This is a genomic window from Paraglaciecola sp. QJM3NY_14, assembly GCF_056173245.1.
The window spans coordinates 1,918,719-1,939,051 of the sequence record NZ_CM149664.1; the positions used below are offsets into that span (position 1 = coordinate 1,918,719).

General features: G+C 43.7%; 14 protein-coding genes. 7 read left to right on the forward strand and 7 right to left on the reverse strand.

Going from position 1 to position 20,333, the window contains the following annotated elements; all coding sequences use genetic code 11:
• Positions 1-32: 32 nt before the first annotated feature.
• From AC0VYA_RS08230 to AC0VYA_RS08240, 3 genes are all read right to left on the reverse strand, one after another.
• Complete coding sequence (locus AC0VYA_RS08230; protein ID WP_475490670.1) at positions 33-728, reverse strand: pirin family protein; 696 nt, start codon at positions 726-728, stop codon at positions 33-35.
• Between the two features lie 23 nt (positions 729-751).
• Entirely contained in the window at positions 752-1,201 is a 450-nt protein-coding gene (locus AC0VYA_RS08235; RefSeq protein WP_475490671.1) for a DoxX family protein, read from the reverse strand.
• 805 nt (positions 1,202-2,006) lie between these two features.
• Positions 2,007-3,350, reverse strand: a complete 1,344-nt coding sequence (locus AC0VYA_RS08240) for a M28 family metallopeptidase (RefSeq protein WP_475491048.1) — start codon at positions 3,348-3,350, stop codon at positions 2,007-2,009.
• Between the two features lie 264 nt (positions 3,351-3,614).
• Here AC0VYA_RS08240 and AC0VYA_RS08245 point away from each other — a divergent pair, with 264 nt between their 5' ends.
• Positions 3,615-8,189: an EAL domain-containing protein gene (locus AC0VYA_RS08245; protein WP_475490672.1), complete on the forward strand. Its 4,575-nt coding sequence runs from the start codon at positions 3,615-3,617 to the stop codon at positions 8,187-8,189.
• 136 nt (positions 8,190-8,325) lie between these two features.
• On the opposite strand, the gene AC0VYA_RS08250 is transcribed toward AC0VYA_RS08245, so the two are convergent.
• Positions 8,326-8,901: a hypothetical protein gene (locus AC0VYA_RS08250; RefSeq protein ID WP_475490673.1), complete on the reverse strand. Its 576-nt coding sequence runs from the start codon at positions 8,899-8,901 to the stop codon at positions 8,326-8,328.
• 231 nt (positions 8,902-9,132) lie between these two features.
• On the opposite strand from AC0VYA_RS08250, the gene AC0VYA_RS08255 reads away from it, so the two are divergent.
• Both AC0VYA_RS08255 and AC0VYA_RS08260 read left to right on the forward strand, forming a co-directional pair.
• A complete protein-coding gene (locus AC0VYA_RS08255) occupies positions 9,133-10,815 on the forward strand; it encodes a sensor domain-containing diguanylate cyclase (protein WP_475490674.1) in 1,683 nt (560 codons plus the stop codon).
• 60 nt (positions 10,816-10,875) lie between these two features.
• The gene (locus tag AC0VYA_RS08260) at positions 10,876-11,703 is read left to right on the forward strand and encodes a phytanoyl-CoA dioxygenase family protein (protein WP_475490675.1); all 828 of its coding nucleotides are present in this window, start codon (positions 10,876-10,878) and stop codon (positions 11,701-11,703) included.
• Positions 11,704-11,711: 8 nt separating this feature from the next.
• Here the strand turns inward: AC0VYA_RS08260 and AC0VYA_RS08265 are convergent, their stop codons facing one another.
• Complete coding sequence (locus AC0VYA_RS08265) at positions 11,712-11,987, reverse strand: peptidylprolyl isomerase (RefSeq protein ID WP_011574510.1); 276 nt, start codon at positions 11,985-11,987, stop codon at positions 11,712-11,714.
• Positions 11,988-12,348: 361 nt separating this feature from the next.
• Between AC0VYA_RS08265 and AC0VYA_RS08270 the strand changes: the two genes are divergently transcribed.
• From AC0VYA_RS08270 to AC0VYA_RS08280, 3 genes are all read left to right on the forward strand, one after another.
• The gene (locus tag AC0VYA_RS08270) at positions 12,349-13,116 is read left to right on the forward strand and encodes a class II aldolase/adducin family protein (protein WP_475490676.1); all 768 of its coding nucleotides are present in this window, start codon (positions 12,349-12,351) and stop codon (positions 13,114-13,116) included.
• Between the two features lie 48 nt (positions 13,117-13,164).
• Positions 13,165-14,340 carry a mandelate racemase/muconate lactonizing enzyme family protein gene (locus AC0VYA_RS08275; RefSeq protein WP_475490677.1) on the forward strand — a complete coding sequence of 392 codons (1,176 nt, stop codon included), beginning with the start codon at positions 13,165-13,167 and terminating at the stop codon, positions 14,338-14,340.
• Between the two features lie 300 nt (positions 14,341-14,640).
• On the forward strand, positions 14,641-15,963 hold the full coding sequence (locus AC0VYA_RS08280; protein ID WP_475490678.1) for an aminotransferase class V-fold PLP-dependent enzyme: 1,323 nt from the start codon (positions 14,641-14,643) through the stop codon (positions 15,961-15,963).
• Positions 15,964-16,067: 104 nt separating this feature from the next.
• Here AC0VYA_RS08280 and AC0VYA_RS08285 read toward each other — a convergent pair whose 3' ends face one another.
• Both AC0VYA_RS08285 and AC0VYA_RS08290 read right to left on the reverse strand, forming a co-directional pair.
• A complete protein-coding gene (locus AC0VYA_RS08285) occupies positions 16,068-18,323 on the reverse strand; it encodes an acyl-CoA dehydrogenase (protein ID WP_475490679.1) in 2,256 nt (751 codons plus the stop codon).
• A gap of 280 nt (positions 18,324-18,603) precedes the next feature.
• Positions 18,604-19,389, reverse strand: a complete 786-nt coding sequence (locus tag AC0VYA_RS08290; RefSeq protein WP_475490680.1) for a M23 family metallopeptidase — start codon at positions 19,387-19,389, stop codon at positions 18,604-18,606.
• 297 nt (positions 19,390-19,686) lie between these two features.
• On the opposite strand from AC0VYA_RS08290, the gene AC0VYA_RS08295 reads away from it, so the two are divergent.
• Positions 19,687-20,133: a MaoC family dehydratase gene (locus AC0VYA_RS08295; protein WP_011574516.1), complete on the forward strand. Its 447-nt coding sequence runs from the start codon at positions 19,687-19,689 to the stop codon at positions 20,131-20,133.
• Positions 20,134-20,333 lie beyond the last annotated feature (200 nt).

The following is a 20,333-nucleotide window of genomic DNA, read 5'->3' on the forward strand; positions in this document are numbered from 1 at the left end:
TGTTTCACTCTAAGTTGCGTTTAAGTAATTGATTAAGGCAAATCAAATAACAACGCAGTGACACTCTGTGTGCCTTTGTTAGCTAAAACCAAAGTGTCGAGTTCATTTATTTTCGCGCCATCACCTGGATTAAGTCGATGCTGGTTAATATCAAGCTGCCCGCTGACTTGGTGCACGTACGTATTGCGCGCTTTATCCAATTCGATGTTCAGGCTTGTCTCAGGAGCAAGCACCAATTGACTCAGTGTGGCATCTTGCTTAATCGCCAGCGTGCCATTTTTACCTGTTGGGGTGATAATGGGCGTAAGGCCTTGGCGTCTACCAAAGGCTTTTTGCTGGTAGCCAGGCGTCCCCCCCTGACGACTCGGCATGATCCAAATCTGTAAAAAGCGCAAGGACTCACTTTGTGATGCATTATACTCGCTGTGAGTCACTCCAGTACCGGCAGACATAAGCTGAAATTCACCTGGGGGCAAGTGCTTCACATTACCCATGCTGTCTTTGTGAGCAATAATGCCCTGAGTTACAAAGCTAATTATCTCCATATCTTTGTGACCATGGGTGCCAAACCCAGTACCCGGTTCGACTTTATCATCGTTGATCACACGTAATGCCGAATATCCCATGTGCTTCGGATCGTGATAGGAGCCAAATGAAAAAGTATGACGGCTATCGAGCCATCCAAAGTTGGCATGCCCCCGTGTTGCTGCTAAACGAATATCTATCATAGCTGTCACCTACCTAATGAATTTTATTTTATGCCACGAGCAGAAATTATTGAGTCTATCGATAATCTACCCGCTCCTGAGAATACCAAGGAGACAGACACAGCTAATAACGCCAGTGCATACTCATAACCATTGTTGGCCATAAACAAACCATTACTTATGTGTACACCAAAAATAGCCACCAACATGGTAAAAGCGAGAACTGCAGCAGCAGGGCGAGTCAATAAACCGAGCAATATCGCGATGCCACCGAAAAATTCTGCACTACCTGCTAAAAAGGCCAAAGTATAGCCGGGCTCTAGTCCGATGGAGGCCATCCATTGTCCGGTACCCTCTAAACCATATCCGCCGAACGCACCAAAAAGCTTCTGTGCGCCGTGAGCAATGAAGGTAATGCCAACGGGAATACGTAGCGACAATGCTGAGAAACCCGCTTGTGACGTTGTTAATTTTGCTAAAAATGTACTTTTCATGGTTTTCCCTCAATATATTTGATTCAAATTAATTCAACTTTTCAAGTTCTACACTGCTCGCTAACTCACAATCAATCTTAGTTAAAGTAAGCGATGCGTGTTGATGTGGCTAAAGTAACTCGACAGATAATGAAAGAAAATAAGAATATTTTGATGAGTTTGTTCAAAAAATTTGAATTTAAAGAAAGTTTGGCACAAACGGTCCTCACCGAGCACTTTGAAATTTAGAAAGACTCTTCGATTGGCATGATGTTACCGGCGAGCGAAATATCTGCTCAGCGGGATGGCGGGCAGCATCAGCTCGAGATTAGCAATCACTTGAATGCCACAGTGCTACCCGACTTTTAATTAAATATAATTAAATAAACGACTTTTAATTAAATAAAGAAGGGGGCGATGAGAAAATGATATTGCCAGCACCCTCAAAGCCGAGCAGGTCAATACCTGTTTAACCGTTTCGATCAGTCAGCAGTAAACAGGCATAACTTCTCTACCACGCCAACAGGTGTAAAAATCGGTAATTGGTACTTTACTCGAGGCAAGTATACCGAGTTATGGAACTGCAGCAGTACGACAAAAAAAGCATACGCTAGAACTCGTGCATACTTAGGGTGGGATCCGCACAAAGGGTAAATCGGACGCGCTATTATGCCCTGATTGCCACACAGTTTTTATTATCGCAGCGTGCAGCCTCTGCAAGTGGCAACATTCATCCAACCAAATGTCATTCTTAAAAACACAAGCGATAGTGGTTCAATACTCAGGTACACCATAGCCTGCGTTTTTCTATAAGAAGTCACCTAGGTTATTCGCCAAACGCTCCCGCGGCGCCGGGGAAAACAACCGGACTTTCTGTACCGTCTTGACTCACGCTGGCAACACCAAAAAAGTAGTTATCAATCACAACGTTCTCAAGGGTAAATGTATTCACATTGCCCACGAAACGACTGAATTGCCATTGTGGTGCATCTGTATAGCGCCAATAAATTTTATAACCTTTGAGTTGCGGGTTTTGCTCTTTACTCAGCGCCTGCCAGCTTAAGGTGGTGCTTGGTTTTACTGCCCCCGCAATTTTTACCTTAGCCGGCGGGGAGGGTGCCCATGCCATTCCTGCAAGTGATACAGCATTCAACGCTGTGAGTTTTGCGGCATAATCAAAGTTCACACCTTCGATGGTATCCCCGTAGTCAATGCCGTTTTCGCTGCGTATATCTTGGTGTTGACGGTTGTAATTTTCGTTGGTTTCCATAATGCGTACACCAGGGTAACCCAAATCGTTAAACGGGCGATGATGCCCTCCGCGCCCGAAGCGGTCTAGACGGTAAATGACCATGGTATCTAGGTTAGGAATGTAGCGGTCTGCCATCCAGTCGATGTAACGCGCTAAGTTGCGACTCGGAGAATCGACCTCACCACCAGTAAAGCGACGTGTTTTCGCTTCCTCCGGGGTTTCAGTTTGGCGAGTGCCTTCGGCAAATATACGGGCTGTGGTGTTATTAATAACGCCATTTATGCCTTCGATATTGCCAATCATATCGTTGTTGAGCACGGCTTTGATACGCCAACCGTCTTTTTGAGCCTGCTCAGCCAGTATCTTACCGCCAAATAAACCTTGTTCCTCCCCGGCTAATGCCGCGTAAACGATGCTGCCATTAAATTTATATTTTGATAACACTCGCGCGGCTTCTAATGTGCCCGCGACACCCGATGCATTGTCGTTAGCGCCAGGAGATATAGACGTACTATTCATGACATCTGATACGCGGGAGTCAATATCGCCTGACATCAACACGTAGCGGTCAGGATCGTGACTGCCGCGCTGTACGGCGATAACACTCACTACTTCCGTGGCGTTAGGAATGCGGGGTTCACCGCTGATGCTTTTAGATTGAAAATACACCTCTAAACAACCGCCGCACGCTTGCGATATTTGTTCGAATTCGCTTTTTATCCAGCGTCTAGCTGCGCCAATACCCTGGGTGTCTGATGCCGTATCAGATAAAGTATGGCGGGTGCCGAATCCTACTAGGGTTCTAATATCCTGTTCGATATGTTCTGCAGAAACTGCTTTTGCTATGTCGTGCAGGCGTTGTTGGTCCTGATAGCTTGGAGGGCTTTGTGCATAGCTGATAGCAGTGGTCAACGTCATTGCAAGTGTGATACCTGCAGAAAGAATGTGTGTCATGAGAGCCTCTTATTATTATGTTATCGAAATGTCGTCTGATGCATGTTACTGAAATTTGCTCGTCGAGGTATAGGTAATGCGACAAGCGCGCCAGTAATAAGGATGAATATCGTCTATAAAAACACAAAAGTGACATTTTTTTGAATCAATAATGTTATTGAATTTATTATTCTTGTTACATCACGTTACAATAGAGGGGGTAACGAGCAGGTTGAAAGACGGAGTCGCATGTTTGGTAAATATTGTTGTTTGTTGGGATGGTTGTGGATATTGCTTCATTCTTTGAAGGCGCTGGCGGTCCCAGATGTTTCACATGCAATATTAAAGTCCCCAGTTTTCTCTCAATTAACGACTGAAAATGGCTTGAGTCAAGACACGATCAACGTGATGCACACAGATGATCAAGGTTTCTTATGGCTAGGCACAGACACAGGATTGAACCGTTACGATGGTTATCAAGTCGACGTCGTCGAACCGAGTAACGTCGCCCTAGGCGCCAAAACGATAAATGACCTGATGCAAGATAGCCAAGGCAATTTATGGATCGCGACATTTAGCGCGGGTATTTTCAAGATCAACTTATCAAGCGGCGAAGCAAGGTTAATCGACAAGCGAAAATCCCAAGTCATAGCTGATTGGCAACAGAGTTTTAATGCCATCGCTGAAGATAACGGCGGCGCAGTTTGGCTCGCATCAGATGAGGAAATTCTGCGATACGAGCCGCACACAAATACCCTAAAAAGCATTTTTTCTATGGCCACGAATAAGATAGAAAAAGGCTATTATATCCGCACCTTGGTTTGGCATAACGATTTATTATTTTTTGGCACCAATGAGCGCTTGTTCGTATATTCCCCTCAGCTTAAGGAAAGCTTCGATTTAGGCTTTTTATTTGCAGAATTTAGCAATGAAGGGCAAAAAGATGTCAAGTCTCTTTTCGTAGATAAAAGTCGTGATACATTGATGATAGGGACGGTAAAGGGGTTATACAGTGTCTCTTTAGCGCAGATATCTGATTATGTTACCCAGGATATTGCCCCCGACCCACTCGCTACATTAATTGCAAGTCGCAACATTTGGCGTATTCGCACCTTGAATGATTCACTTTTTTACCTACCGACGGATCAGGGGGTTTTCACTTATGACGCCCAATCCGGACAAGCCCAGCATTTACTTTTACCCACAGACAGTAGGTTATTACTGTCACAAGACGTTGTTTACGATATTGCATTCGATGACAGTAGCAATTTATGGCTAGGCACCCGCTCAGATGGGGTTTTGCATTGGGTTAGTACTTCGCAATCCTTTCAAAATTTACTCAATCTCAACGGTGGGCGATTTGCTAAAACGTTGAGCGATAATAATATATGGGCCTTAATGCAAGTCGACCCGAGCGGGTACTGGATAGGCACCGACAATGGGCTAAACTACTATGATTTTGAAACGGCAACTGTTGAGACCTTTTTAGTTTCATCTAATGAGCTAGCACAATATTCAGAATCAAGTATTCATCAAATTTTACCAGCCGACCCTGGGTACTTATGGTTGCTTACTGGAGAGGGGGTACGCCGTTTTCATATTCAATCAAGAAAGCTCGAAACGATACAGGTCAAAAAAACAACCGATGAGCGCATTCTCAACGAATATATTCAAAGCGCTATCGCAACGAAAGGCGGCGATTTATTTTTCGTATATGAACAAGGTGTTTACTACTACAATCTGCAAACAAAGGACATCACTGCACTTAAAGAACTTAATGCACTTGCTACCACAAAGTTACTGCGAGGTATTATGCCTCCGCTTCCAGGCGCTCCTAATAGTCTTCTATTGAGTACCTTAGGTGGCATGTTTCAGTGGGACATCAACCTAAAGCAATTAACGCCTATTCATCAACTGGACAAGCAATTAAGTGCTAACTTATGGCCAGATAGCTGGGTTCTGGATAAGCAAAATATTTTGTGGGTTAGCTACCCAGGCTATGGCTTAGTCGGGCTTGATGGTGACACCTTCGAACAAAGGTATTTCTTTAATAAAGAGAATCTACTGCCGTCGAATAATATTTATAGCTTGCAATCAGATGGTGAAAACGCTATCTGGATAAGCTCTCATAACGGGTTACTTAAATTCGATCCCAAATTCATGACACTGCAACGCTACGGCCACGCTCACGGTTTAGCCAATGAAGAATTCAATCAGGGAGCCAATATAAAACTTGAAAATGGCAAACTGGTATTCGGTTCGCCCAAAGGCCTAGTAATGTTTACTCCTGGGACATTGCCAAACAGCCAGAAAACGTCGCAAAAGCCCAAAATTACCGGCATAAAGGTTTCAGCCTCGCCTTACTCATCGAAACTTATAGATTTAGCAGATAGTGAAGTACACATGGCTTACGATGATGTGGGGTTGCGAATTAGATTCTCAACGTTGGAATTTGCTAACTTACATAGCACACGGTATCAATATCGGCTTAGTGGGACACAAGACATAACCTATCCAAGTACACCCGATCCTCAGGTGTATTTTCCCAAACTTGATCCGGGATCATATGTTTTCAGTGTTTCTGCCATTGGTATGTCTGGCGGCAAGGAAAGTCCCAGTGCACAAATCAAAATAAAGGTAGATTATGCGCCTTGGAACTCACCTTTAGCCTATCTAAACTACGCCCTACTGATCGGCCTAATTGCTTATATTTTTTGGAAAATGCGCAGTTTGCAGGCTCAAAGGTTGCTAAGTGCGCATAAAGAAGCCGTCCAAAGTAAGGGCCGACTGACACTTGCTCTACAAGCAAGCAACAGTGACGTTTGGGAGTGGGATGAAAAGAGTGACACGGTCCAAGCCTCTCGCTTCCATGATGAGCTAGGTTACGAGAATAAGACTGGCGCAGTCTCACGAGAAGAGCACTTATCCCTTATTCATAATCGTGACAAAGAGATGTATTTAGCGCGCTGGCACAGCTTTTTAGAGCAAGAAGATCGTGTGTTTGATGTGACTTACAGAATGCGCTCCCACAACGGGCATTGGTTGTGGTTTCGTGATGTAGGCAATGTGACAGGGGGTGTTGCTAGCGAGCACAACCAGCGCGTTGTAGGGACCTATACCAACATTACGGACAGCATTGCAGAGCAAGAAGATTTGCGTCTGTTTGGTGAAGCATACAAGCACACGCGCGACTGGGTGTTAGTGTGCAACCGTCACACAGTACCAATGGCCGCAAACCAAGCTTTTTGCAACACATTTAATATTGATGAGCAACAGGACATTGCCTCGCAACTCAAGCTTGTATATGACGATCAACAAGCCGGATTGCTAAGCTTCTGGAGCAAACTCGAAAGTTTAGAAGCAAGTGAAGATTGGCGCGGTGAAGACCAAATCATGTTACAAAATGAGGAAGTACGAGATGTATTGGTATACATCAAAGCCGTCGCCTGTATCAACGATGTCACGGATATTGATTCTTATCTGATTATTTTAAGTGATATCAGCGAACATAAGAAAGCTCAGCAAGCATTAATAAAACTGGCAAATTTTGATGCACTTACTGGTTTACCCAACAGAGCGCTATTGCTTGACCGTGTTGATCATGCGATTTATCAAGCTCAGCGTTCAGCAAGCACGTTAGGTTTGTTTTTTATTGATCTGGATAAATTCAAACAAGTAAACGACAGTCTGGGACATAACGCAGGGGATACACTGCTACAAGAAATTTCCGCCCGCTTACTTAATTTGTTACGCAAAGAGGACACCATTGCCAGATTGGGCGGCGACGAATTTGTGGTACTGATTGAAAATGTACATACCATTGATGACCTCACACACTTGGCTAGCCAAATTATTGAAATCATCGATACCCCGGTTCAGCTGGAAAACCATCTAGTGAGCGTATCTTCGAGTATTGGTATCGCGCTCTATCCCGATGATGCGCAAGATGCACAAGAGCTCTTGCAAAATGCGGATATTGCGATGTATCACGCGAAGGAAAATGGCCGCAGTCACTTTCAATTTTTCACTGCCAAAATGAACGTCCTCGCCCAGCAAAGGTTGGCGTTAGAAAGTGACCTCAAGTACGCCCATAGCCATCAACAGCTTGAAAATTATTATCAACCCATTATTGATATTAGCCGCAATAAAATTGCCGGCTTTGAGCTACTAATGCGCTGGTTTACCGACACTGGAAAAGTTTCTCCCGGGCGTTTTATCCCCGTAGCGGAAGAGCTTGGTTTAATTGAAAGTATGACGTTACAAGCCATGGAACGGGCGCTTCCTATGTTTAAGCATTGGCAAGCCAATGGATTCGATGGGTATTTATCCGTTAATTTATCGGCCCGTCACTTTGAGTCTCTTCAGTCTATAAAGGATGTGATCGCCTTTTTAGCATCGAACGCCTTACCGGTAGAGATGGTTAGATTTGAAATAACCGAAAGTGCGCTGATGAAAGATTATCACAAAGCAATTATCTATATGAAACACCTACGGGAAGCCGGCTTCAGTATTGCCCTAGATGACTTCGGTACTGGATATTCGTCTTTAAAATACCTTAAAGAATTTCCGTTAAGTGTGATTAAAGTAGATAAAAGTTTCGTCGATGACATAGGCATAAACAAGAATAACGAGGCTTTGATTGAGACCATCTTACGCATGGCACAAAGCCTTGATATGTATTGCGTGGCAGAAGGGATAGAAACTAAAGAGCAAGTAGCGTTTTTTAAAGAGCACGATTGCCAATTTCTGCAAGGGTTCTACTTTTCGAGACCTGTTGCCTTGGCTGATACCTTCGCATTAATAGATGAAACTTTGGTTTATTAACGGTGAATAGACACTTTTTAATACAACGCACTAGGGGGCGGAATGAGAGTGCTAGTTGCTAAAAGTTGCTAAGTGCCGCTTTGCAGAACCGTTATAAAGATGAACTCAACGACGCACCATAGTAGGTTATGCTAGCTTAGTCATTTTCAATCGCTAGCTGTACCAAAGGATGTGCGATCAACTTGCCTGTTATGCGAACATCTTCGCTAATAAACACAGAGGGCGGCGCCATCTCGTTTCCATCAATCTGATTCATCTGCCGGCCAATAAACACGTTACCAAAAACGACGGTATTACCGGTTAAACTTATATCTCCTTGCAGGGACTTAATGTGACCAAATACGGTTACGCCGTTTAACACTATGTTGCCATCGTTTGTGTTAATCGAACCCAACACAACGCTACTCTCGGGTAATTCAACATCTGTACGAACAGTGCGAATATCTGACATCATTTGCATAGGCAAGCTTCTTTTAACGTCGTTACCAATAAGGCTTAGGTTTTCAACCTCTGGTGTCGATAGGCTATCGTTACTGTAGGGTAAGTGGCGCATTAGCTTCTTCTTGGCTTCAGTCAGTGCAGATGGGCGACTTTCATATCGCATTTGCGCAATATTCTCAAAATAGAAAACTTCAACTTCTTTTTGACTGGTCAGTGCAATACTTGGACTAATAGCCAATATGACTGTAACTAGTATGATCGGTAAACTCATCGTAATCTCTCATCATTTGTTAGGCGTAATTCTCAATGAGCAATGCAAGGCAGATCCTGTGCCAAGTAATTAAATCGTTGTTAATAAAGAGTATTTTTAATTTTAAGTCATGTGGATTGAGACTTTAGTGCCGAGGGTAAGTCAAATTCGCTAACATTTAGCCAAAATGAGAATTCCCTAGATGCGCTATTTAACACATAAGAATCTGAATTTTAGGTGTATACATTAGGTATGACGTATTTTAATGCGGTGCACGTGTCTGTAATCATGACGCTAAATCTTTGGGGTAGCCGTATCCTTAAACCTATTTTCAGCTGTGTACTAGTAAGTGGCAGAAGTAAAGGACAGTTTGCTACTGGTTCTCTCTGTTATCTATCTGCGGCGCTATTGATATGCAGTATATTCAGTCATCGTCTTTATGCACAAGAACAGGACACCTGCTTTGTATTCCATGAACAGCAGAATGATACATCACTTTCCCTTACGCTAAATCAAATCAAAAGAGTGCCTGTTAAACAATTTACTAACCACCTATCAGTAGTGTGTCATGTCAAAGAACAAAGTGTATTAATTATCAACAACAATGCTATACGCAAAGCAAGTTTGCACATTGAGCATGAAGAGCAGCAGAAAATTGCCGCTAATAAACTGGTTTTTGTTTTACCCCAGGGGCAGTACAACGCAAGTTTAGTAATAGACGCCGAGCGGGACTTTAGCCTAACACTCGTTCGCAAAACTTGGCCAGATTACGCATTAGCGGGGCAACAACATAATTTGTTATTGGGCCTGTTTTATGGGCTGTGCATTACACTGGTTTTTTATTTGTATGTGATGGGGAGAAGCCTTAAAGATAAACGCTTCCACTTTTATTGCTACTACGTTCTCTGTGCGGGCATTTTTTTCCTGTTACAAGAAGGGAACATAAACCTATTCTTTGATGCAAACCTAACCAACAACATAAGGTTAAACCTTTTATTCGCTGGCTTAACGGTATTTACCGGTACGATTTTCGTTGTAACCTTATTGGGCTTACAGCGACGTTGGTCACGATTCACTCGCTATGTCGTGATGTATCCTGCTGTTTTCGTGTTAGGTGTCTCAATTGTGCTGTGTTTTTTACCTAGAGGGGAATGGTTTACATTACTTGCCATCATTATGGCAAGAACCACCATGGCCGTATTGATGTGTACGTTTGGATTAATTGCATATGCCTCCTACGTTCGAGTACACACCGCTCGCCTTGTACTGCTCGCTTCATTGATTGTGTGTTGTGCGATGGTTTTCCGGATATTTTTGGGTGATCAAAGTCCGTTTTTACAGCGTTATGGCCTGTTGTTTTCATTTGCCATTGAGAGTTTTCTTCTTGCTATCGCTACCTCAGAACGAATAAAGCGCATCAACCAAGAGAAGATTTTGGCTCAAGCCCAAGCCATGACGGATCCGCTATGTGAAATTTTTAATCGAAGAGGCTGGGAAGAAGCCGCAGAAAAAATCGTAAAGACCCACAACACGCAGCAGGGAATATTATGTTTGTTGTACATCGATTTAGATTACTTCAAAGAGATTAATGACAATTTTGGTCATAAAGCAGGAGACCAAGTACTGCGAATTATGGCTAAAATCATTCGTAAACAAATGCGAGATCAAGATGCAGTTGGCCGTCTAGGCGGTGATGAATTTGTCGCTCTTGCTCAATTTGAGGATGAACGTCAATCAGAAATATTAAGAGAACGTGTTACGAAACGCTTAAAGAATATTAATATCAGTACCGACAGTGCGCAGATCCGAGTCACCGCCAGTGTGGGGTGTGTGGTGTTCAGTGATAACGAAATAAGCGTTAGTGAAATGCTGCAAAAAGCAGATCAAGCGATGTATATGAGCAAAAGGGAGAATCAAGACAAGACCTGCTCTTGACTTGAACGCAAGATAATATACTGTTTTGCAAGAAATTTTGATACAAAGTGTGAGGTCTCTATGCTGTCTGTCGATCAGAAAAATGAATTTCGAGCCCAAGGGTATATCGTATTAAACCAGCTTTTTTCCACGGCAGAAATGGCCTCTTTAAAAAGTGAAGCTGAATCTATTGTTGAGTTGTTCGACCCTAATTCAACTCGTGCTGTTTTTTCTACCCAAGATCAGAGCAAATCAAGAGATGATTACTTCTTACAATCAGGCGATAAAATCCGCTGCTTTTTTGAAGAGGAAGCCTTCGACGAGAAAGGCGACTTGAAGCAAGCTAAGGCAGTAAGCATTAACAAAATTGGCCATGCCCTGCACACGCTAAACCCCGTATTTAAAGCATTCAGCCACGATCCTAGGATCAGACAATTAGCAAGAGATATAGGGTTATTCAAACCGCAAATTCATCAATCTATGTATATTTTTAAACAGCCGAGGATAGGAGGAGTGATCCGCTGGCATCAAGACGGCACCTATTTCCTAAGCGACCCCTTGTCCGTAGTGACATTTTGGTTTGCAGTGGAAGATGCCACAATTGAAAATGGCTGCTTACAAGTTAAGGCCGATGGCAGTGATACGCCTCTGCGCGAGCAATTTATGCGCTTTACCGATGACAGCACAGAATTAAAAGTGCTAGATAACACGCCTTGGCCAAAAGATGAAGATGCAAAACCTTTAGAGGTAAAGAAAGGTTCGCTAGTGGTATTTGATGGGTTACTGCCGCATTTTAGTGCGCCAAATCGCTCGGAGAAATCACGCCATGCTTTTACGCTGCACATGACGTGTGCTACCACAAAATATGACCCGCTAAATTGGTTACAAGCCTCGCCCTGTCTTCTGTAGTTCTTCTATTAACCGCGATAGAGGGTTTTGATTAGGTGGTAACCAAATTGAGTTTTGACTGGCCCATGTACGGTCAAAATCTCTTTTTTAAATACTACGCTGTCAAAGGCTTTAACCATAGTGCCTGGGCTGAACTCACCTAAATCACCCCCTTTTTTGCCTGATGGACACAGTGAATGCTTTTTAGCGAGTTGTTGGAAGTTCGCGCCTTTGTCTAATTGCGCTTTCAATTGTTGCGCTTCTTTTTCAGTTTTGACCAAGATATGGCATGCGCCTGCTTTCATGATAATTCACCTGTTTTGTTAACGTACCCACTGGCTTTTTACAGGACTCAAATGGACGCGTAATCTTGTAAACATTAATACTGTTATTGTGCCACGGGACTGATGTTAGCAGCAAAGGCAAATATCTATATTTAAAAACCATAAGGTAATTCCTATAGGTCTCGGATATTGTTTGTCACTCAGTTATCATAGTTGTTTTATGACAGCAGTACTCAGCTTAGTGAAAACAGAGCTTATGTTGATAATAAGTATGTTGATAATATGCGCGCCGGTCTTTTGAGGCTAATTTTCAGGGCGCAGTAAAACGAAACGACAATAGCTAGAGCGATTTGACGCTTAATTTGAATAGTAAGGAGATAAGGTGTTTGCGTTATCAGATAGAAGCTTAAAAGGGCAAGTGTCCGATGTTGAGTGGCAAACTCGCGTTGATCTAGCTGCATGTTACAGACTCGTTGCAGACGCTCGCTGGGGCGACCTTATTTATACCCATATTTCTGCGCGTGTTCCCGGTACAGATGAGTATTTGATTAATCCTTTTGGGTTAACATTTGAAGAAGTCACCGCCTCGAACCTAGTGAAAGTGGATTTAAAAGGCAATATCTTAGATGGTTCGCCGTATACTATTAATCCTGCTGGTTTTACCATTCATAGCGCTATTCATGAAGTGAGACATGATGCGCAATGCGTCATTCATTTGCATACCAAAGCGACGATCAGCGTTGCCAGCCTAAAAGATGGTTTGCAACCATGGAGCCAATACGCGATGTTCTCCTTGTCGTCCATGAGCTACCACGAATATGAAGGTCTGGCGGTTAATGCCGAGGAGAAAAGGCGCCTGCAAGATGATTTAGCTAACAACAACCATATGCTTTTACATAATCATGGCGGTTTGACATTAGGCCCAACGGTGGGGGATGCCTTTATGCGCTTTTATGATTTGCAGCGCGCATGTGAGATTCAGATGGATTTACTACAAGCAAATCAATCGGTTATTGAAATTCCACAGGCCATAGTCGATGGCATATATGCTCAAGCTAATGTGGTTCACAGTGGGCAAACCGGCGGCCAAAAAGCCTGGCCTGCCATGTTACGTAAAGCTTACAAGCTCGATCCGAGTTTTTGCGAATAACAAAATACACATTAAAGACAAGAATAATTACTTTCAGGAATAGAATTAATGAAAATTACCCGCGTTGAAATTTTTGATATCGAGTGCCCAAAACGCACAGTGTGGAACCCCGTTTTTATTCGTATTCATACAGATGAAGGGATAACAGGCGTAGGGGAGGCTGGTCTTGCATACGACTGGGGACACAGTGCTGCTGCGCATATGATTAAGGAAATTGCAGAAGCATTACTGATCGGTTTCAATCCGGTCAATACCGAACTGCTGTGGAGTAAAATGCTCAGAGAAGGTTTTTGGGGATTAGGTGGCGGCCCAGTGTTTTATGCGGCTATGAGCGCAATCGATACGGCATTATGGGACATTAAAGCCAGAGCGCTAAATGTACCTTTGTACCAATTATTGGGTGGAAAAACCAACGATAAACTTCGCACTTATGCTAGCCAATTACAATTCGATTGGGATAAAGAGGTTACCCGCTTGAACGACCCTGTTGATTACGGACGCGCAGCTGAGAAAGCCGTGGCTGAAGGCTATGACGCTGTTAAAGTTGACCCGATTGTTTACGATAAAAACGGGGCAGGGCACTTTGATCGCACCAAGTTATTTACTCAGCCAGAAATGCGCTTGTTCAGAGCGCGGTTGCAAGCCATCCGTGATGCGGTAGGTGACGACGTAGATATTATTTTTGAATGCCACAGTTTACCCGGTGTTGCCACGGCCATTCAGTTAGGTGAAATGGTCGAAGACATTGGTTGTTTGTATTATGAAGAGCCAGTTAACTACTTGAATTCTAAACTACACGATAAAGTCGCTAAGCGCGTGAATGTGCCCATTGCTGGTGGTGAGCGTTTATATAATCGTTGGGGGGTTAGACCGTATTTAGAAGATCAAAGCCTAGACGTATTGCAGCCCGACATTGGCTTATGCGGTGGTTTCACTGAAGCCAAAAAAGTCTGTGATTACGCTGATGTGTATGACGTACGCATTCAGGCCCATGTGTGTGGTGGCCCCGTGGCGACGGCGGCGAGCTTACATTTAGAGACTGCTATCCCTAACTTTTTGATTCACGAGCATCATACTTACGCCATTAAAGACTGGAATCGCGAATTGTGTATTCAAGACCCTCAGCCCGTTAATGGCTTTTTCGAAGTCAGTGAAACCCCAGGCATTGGTATCGATCTCAACGATGAGATTGTTTACCGCTCGCCGCATATGGAAGTGAAATAAATCTTGCAAGCATAATAACATGAGCACTGTGCCACCATTCGAGGGGCACAGTGCTGAGTGATTCAGTATTCTCGTTTTCAGCTTTACCGATCGTATCTTTTCTTGTTAGTGACATTATTTTTGTCCAATCCCATTTCATCCTGTTTATCTTTTTGACGTATTTTTGAGCACTATATTGATGCTCTAAAAAAGCGAAGTTCCAGTATTGCCCTACACTTATGCCTATTACTCCATGGCTTAACGCGTTGTAAATGTGTTCTTTTAGCCTTAGGAGCGGCGAGATAAGAAAGGAGGATTTATATGTTAAGACGTCAGTTTTTACATGCATTGGGGCTGAGCGCCGGAGCAGGTTTGGTGAGCATATCGTCTTTATTAAAAGCAGGACCAAATACAGTACCTAAGATAGCAAACACAAGTAGTTTTCCTGCACCGAGTGATTGGCAAGCCTTACGTAATTTGTTTCCATTGACTCGGGACTACATTCAGCTATCAACATTCTTGTTAGCGTCGCATCCCGCACCAGTTTCTCAAGCCATCGAAAAGCACAGACAAGCATTTGATGAGAACCCTTCGGATTACTGGCATGAGCACTTTCTCACTATTGACGGTGAAATAACCCAAGCCGCGGCTGATTATATGGGAGGAGAAGCTCGACACATCGCGTTAACCGACAGCACCACTATGGGGTTAGGCTTGATTTATAGTGGATTAAAATTGCAGCAAGGGGACGAAATTCTGCAAACCGTGCACGACCATTACTCCACTGATATGTCGTTGGTGCACCGGGCTAAACGCACTGGGGCCACGGTTAAGCGCATCGCTCTGTATGACGAGCCAGCGCAAGTCAACGTGGATCAGGTGTTAAAGCGATTGCGCAATGCTATTGGCAGGCAAACAAAAGTGGTTGCGGCTACGTGGGTGCATTCATCCACTGGTGTAAAGCTGCCTATTCGGGCTATGGCAGATACCATCATCAAGATTAATCAGCAGCGTAAAGGCGATCAACAGATACTGTTTTGCATTGATGGCGTTCACGGGTTTGGTATTGAGGATCAAGATATTAGCCAGTTAGGGTGTGACTTTTTCGTCGCTGGCACTCACAAATGGATATTTGGCCCAAGGGGCACAGGTGTTGTGTGGGGAAATGAACGGGCGTGGGATCAAAGCGAGCCGGTTATTCCTAGTTTCAGTGAGTCTTACAATGTTTGGCTAGGGTCAACGACGCAAGATAACGTGCCGATTGGCGATCATATGTCCCCTGGGGGTTTTCACTCATTCGAGCATCGCTGGGCTTTGCCAGAGGCATTCAAATTACACCTTCTGTTGGGCAAGGCGAACGTACAAGAGCGCATCCATCAACTTAATTCGCAAACCAAGAAAGGGTTAGCAGAAATGTCGCATGTGACATTGTATACACCCCATGACAGTGCGCTTTCATCTGGCCTAGTGTGTTTCGACGTGAAGGGACTTGCGCCGCAAGCCGTAGTAGAAAAGATGCATGCTAAAGGTATTATTATGAGCAGTACGCCTTATCGGAAAAGCTATGCGCGCTTCGCACCATCCTTGCTGAACAACGAACAGGAAATAGAATTGGCGCTGGCTGAAATTCGTGCACTGGCGTAGCGCTAGAAATAGAGCGGGTAAAGATCGCTAGAACCATTGCGGGCTAAAATCAAAAAAAAGGGGATGATATAAATATCATCCCCTTTTCGCTTCCCCTGCCTGCTTTACGCGGCGTCTGTGTGCGCTTCTTGTTCACCTTTGACGAGCTGTTGATTTGCATCAAGCAGTTCCATATCAAAGGTATACTCATCAACACGCACGGCTAATTGTCGCTTATTATTATAATCGATTACGCGAGCGTATTCGTTTGCGCTTAGTTCACCGTTTTCATGCAGCTTAGTCACTGCATTTTCAAAGGAAACAAACGGGACCACTGGATCCTTACGGAGTGCTTTTTGCACAACTTTAAGAATAGGCATGACATCGTGCTTTGCAGCAAATGCTTCTTGGTTGATGTGATTACCATCACCAGGAATAACCTTAACCAAGTGGGTTAAATCTGCCATGATCGAGCTTTGCGCCATAGTGGCATCAGAAAGCTGTCGTTTTAATTTGTCAGATATGGCCGGAACTGAGCGCGTATAAGTGTTAGTTAATACACGCATCAAACCACGAGTGGCTGTGTTCGGGAAGTTACTGACGAATTCATTCAAAGCCTGCTCACCCTGCAATAAACACCACTGAATGGCGTATTCGAAATAAGGCTTGGCTTCAACTCGGTTTGTTACCCGTTGCTCGTAAAAACGAACCACCGCCATGGAGGCATACAAGTAACTCATCACATCACCCAAACGTGCCGATAGCATTTCGGCTTTCTTCAAATCACCGCCAAGAACAAGTAGCGATAAATCAGCAAGAGGTGCTAGTTTGGCTGATAAAGCGTTCATGCGTTTTTCGTATGGCTTCACTTCAGGCAAGCTAGATTGCGCGCCGCGCGTAAAGGTTAAATAGCTTTTACTGAAGCTGCGCAACGAATTCTTAACACTGAAGCTGATGGTTTTACCCAACACTTTATTAAACTCTTTGTCTGCTGAGGCTTCATCGCTGTGAATAAGATCAACCATTTCTTTCATATGTGGATGACAGCGCATTGCGCCTTGACCAAATATCATTAAGCTTCTGGTTAAAATGTTTGCACCTTCAACCGTAATGGCAATGGGTTGCGCTGCATAACCATTCGCTAAGGTATTTTGCGGCCCTCGTTGAATCGCTTTACCGGCTTGGATATCCATCGCGGTGTTACACACATCACGACCTAATTCAGTCATGTGGTATTTAGCCATTGCCGTTACAACTGAAGGCTTAAGGCCTAAACCTAGGCCTTCTGTGGTCAATACACGCATGGCTTCTAAAACAAACGTTTTACCCGCTATATCAGCAAGTTTTTCCTGAATTCCTTCGAAACGCCCAATTGGCACGCCGAATTGTTCACGAACAAACGAATATTCTGCGGTAGACTTCAAAGCAGATTGTGCTGATGCCACGCCCATTGCTGGAAGTGAGATACCGCGTCCCGCACCCAAACAACTGACAAGCATTTGCCATCCACGACCAATGTTTTTCTGACCGCCAATAATGAAGTCCATTGGGATGAATACTTTGTTACCTCGCGTGGTGCCGTTATAGAAACGAATACCCATAGGATCGTGACGATTACCTAGCTCAACACCAGGGTGTGACTTAGGGATAAGCGCGCACGTGATACCCAGCTCCACTTTGTCACCCAATAAATGGTCGGGGTCGAATACTTTAAAGGCTAAGCCAAGTACCGTAGCGATAGGCGCAAGCGTAATGTAACGCTTATCCCAAGTCACCGATAAGCCAATTACTTCTTTGCCCTCGTACATTTCTTTGGTCACAATCCCTGTATCAGGAATAGCACCCGCATCTGAGCCTGCCTCAGGGCTGGTCAGTGCAAAACATGGAATGTCTTTACCTACAGCTAAATTGGGCAACCAGTGGTCTTGTTGCTCTGTAGTACCGTAATGCATTAGCAATTCGCCCGGTCCTAATGAGTTAGGCACCATGACGGTTACCGCAACCGCGCTGCTTTTTACTGCAATTGTCGCGACTATGGTTGAATTAGCATAAGGAGAAAACTCTAATCCACCAAATCTCTTGGGAATAATCAAAGCGAAAAACTTATTTGCTGATAAAAAGTCCAACAGATTCTGTGGTAAATGATGACCGTTTTGCAGTTCGTGATCATCTACCATTTCCAATAGCTCTTGTACTGGACCGTCTAAGAAAGCTTGCTCATCTGCGCTCAAAGTCGCTTTAGGAATGGCACGCAAGGCTTGCATATCAGGGGTACCACGATAGATGGATGATTCAATCCATACATCACCCGCGTCTAACGCTTCTTGCTCTGTTAAAGAAATTGCAGGTAATACTTTTTTAAGGTTTGTTCTAATACTCATGATGGTTACTCATCCGCTCATCTGACCAGTTGTAATTAATACTACGCAATTTCTAAAATAGATCAAATTTATCTTCAGGATATAGGTGCTTAGAACGCTCAGTGACATGTAAACTTTTTTACACAAAAGTTCCGTTTTAGCATACAAAGGACTAGTCAAATCAGTTGGATAAGGTTTGTTTTTGAAAATAGAAGTGATGATTAAACGTGGATAAAATAAAAAACGCCCTAGCTTTTGCTGGTAGGTAATTTACACGATGATACTACAGGGAACTGGCGGGTCACTTCTTGAATGTTATTTTTATTGATTGGTACTTACCAAAACTTTTGGCTTGATAGACAGCGAAATGCAAATGGGGCAGGGAGGAGAAGCCGGTATTGCCTGAATAACCAATAAGTTGTCCTCGTTTAATATCTTGTCCAAGGGTAGGCACTACACCATTTAGGCGCAAATGATAGTATTCACCTGTCGTGCCGTCATCGTGCAGTACAGTGATGAAATTAGCGTATCTGGCAAAACTCCTAGCGGCACCACCTCTGTCATGTTTTTGCTGTAAGTCGATCACCTGACCACCACGTGCCGCATGGATAGGCGTACCTATTGGCATTGCAAAATCCACAGCGTATCGCGATGCCCCTTGGTGGCTATAGCCGCCGTTAAATCCTTGCACGACCCTAAATGTCTGGCCCTTTCCATAAGGTAACGCATATTGGTAACTATCATCGTGTTGGGCGTCTTCGATACCTGGGGTCCAGTAAAAATCTTCTTTGCTGTGCAATGGGCGAGCGCTATCAATCGGCTGCAACGTCAAAATTTTAACGCGCTCTAAGGGTCCTAAAACCAATGTTTTGATGTATCGCTCTTTAGCTGCATTCTCGGTTTTAAGGTTTTGTGTTCTCACATCGAGCGTAGAGGTGATGGGGTAGGGCTTGTTGTTGCTTAACCAGTATTCTATTACCTCGTCGTGCTTAACCTTTTCAAAACATGCCCAATCATCTATGCAGTAGGCTTGGGTGACACGTGAGACACAAGATAAAAGTGCGATAACTAACCAATGTCTAACCATTTGGGTCCTCTTGGTGATTATTGACGTCTAATTGCGTCTATATGCAGACCCTAAAAGTAGGAATAAATTTCTTTTGTTAGAAAATATCACATGGAACACAGCACCTACCCACCAGACTAGTACCAGAGTCATCACGAGCGTGAATGTTTACTATATATCAACAATGTATTTCATTTAATGCGCGAGTTTTTTCCTCATACTTAGTTTATACATCTAAATAAATTCAGGTGAGTTGTCTTCTCCAGAGACTGGGTGCTAGCGTAAGCATGACCAAACTACAATCTAAAGGAGCCAATGATGGCCAAGGGTTTATTACAAATTGAAGTCGGTGAAGAGTTAGCGCCAAGCGCTTGGTTAAAAATAGATCAAGCGCGAATAAACTTATTCGCTGATGCCACAGGTGACCATCAATGGATACATATTGATCCTAAGCGCTGTGAAAAAGAAAGTCCGTTTAAAACTACTATTGCCCACGGTTATTTGAGTGTGACACTCATGCCTGAGTCCTTCTACCACATGGTTCAGCTCGATTCTGCCAGCCAAACTGTATTGAACTACGGGATAGATAAAATACGCTTTTTGGAGCCTGTGCGTGTCAACGATGAGATTCGCTTTGTCTCTTCTCTTGCTAGGAAAGAAAAGAAGCCGTTAGGCACTTTATTTAGCTTTGACACCCAGATAGAAATTAAAGGCAGAGACAAGCCCGCAGCAGTAGGCACTTTTTTAATGATGTTACTGGCTTAAACTTTAGTATGAGCAATCTTTTTACCTGTTAGATTGCTCTCCTTTTTTAGACTGGTCCGACCATGAGTTGAACGAATGTTTACATATAAGTAACATTGCGTTTACATCGAGCGAATCCCCCCCTACTATCATTGTGACGCGTTATTTTAGCGCCCGAGAATCAGTCACTTACTGGTTGGAATTAGAACTATTAGACAATA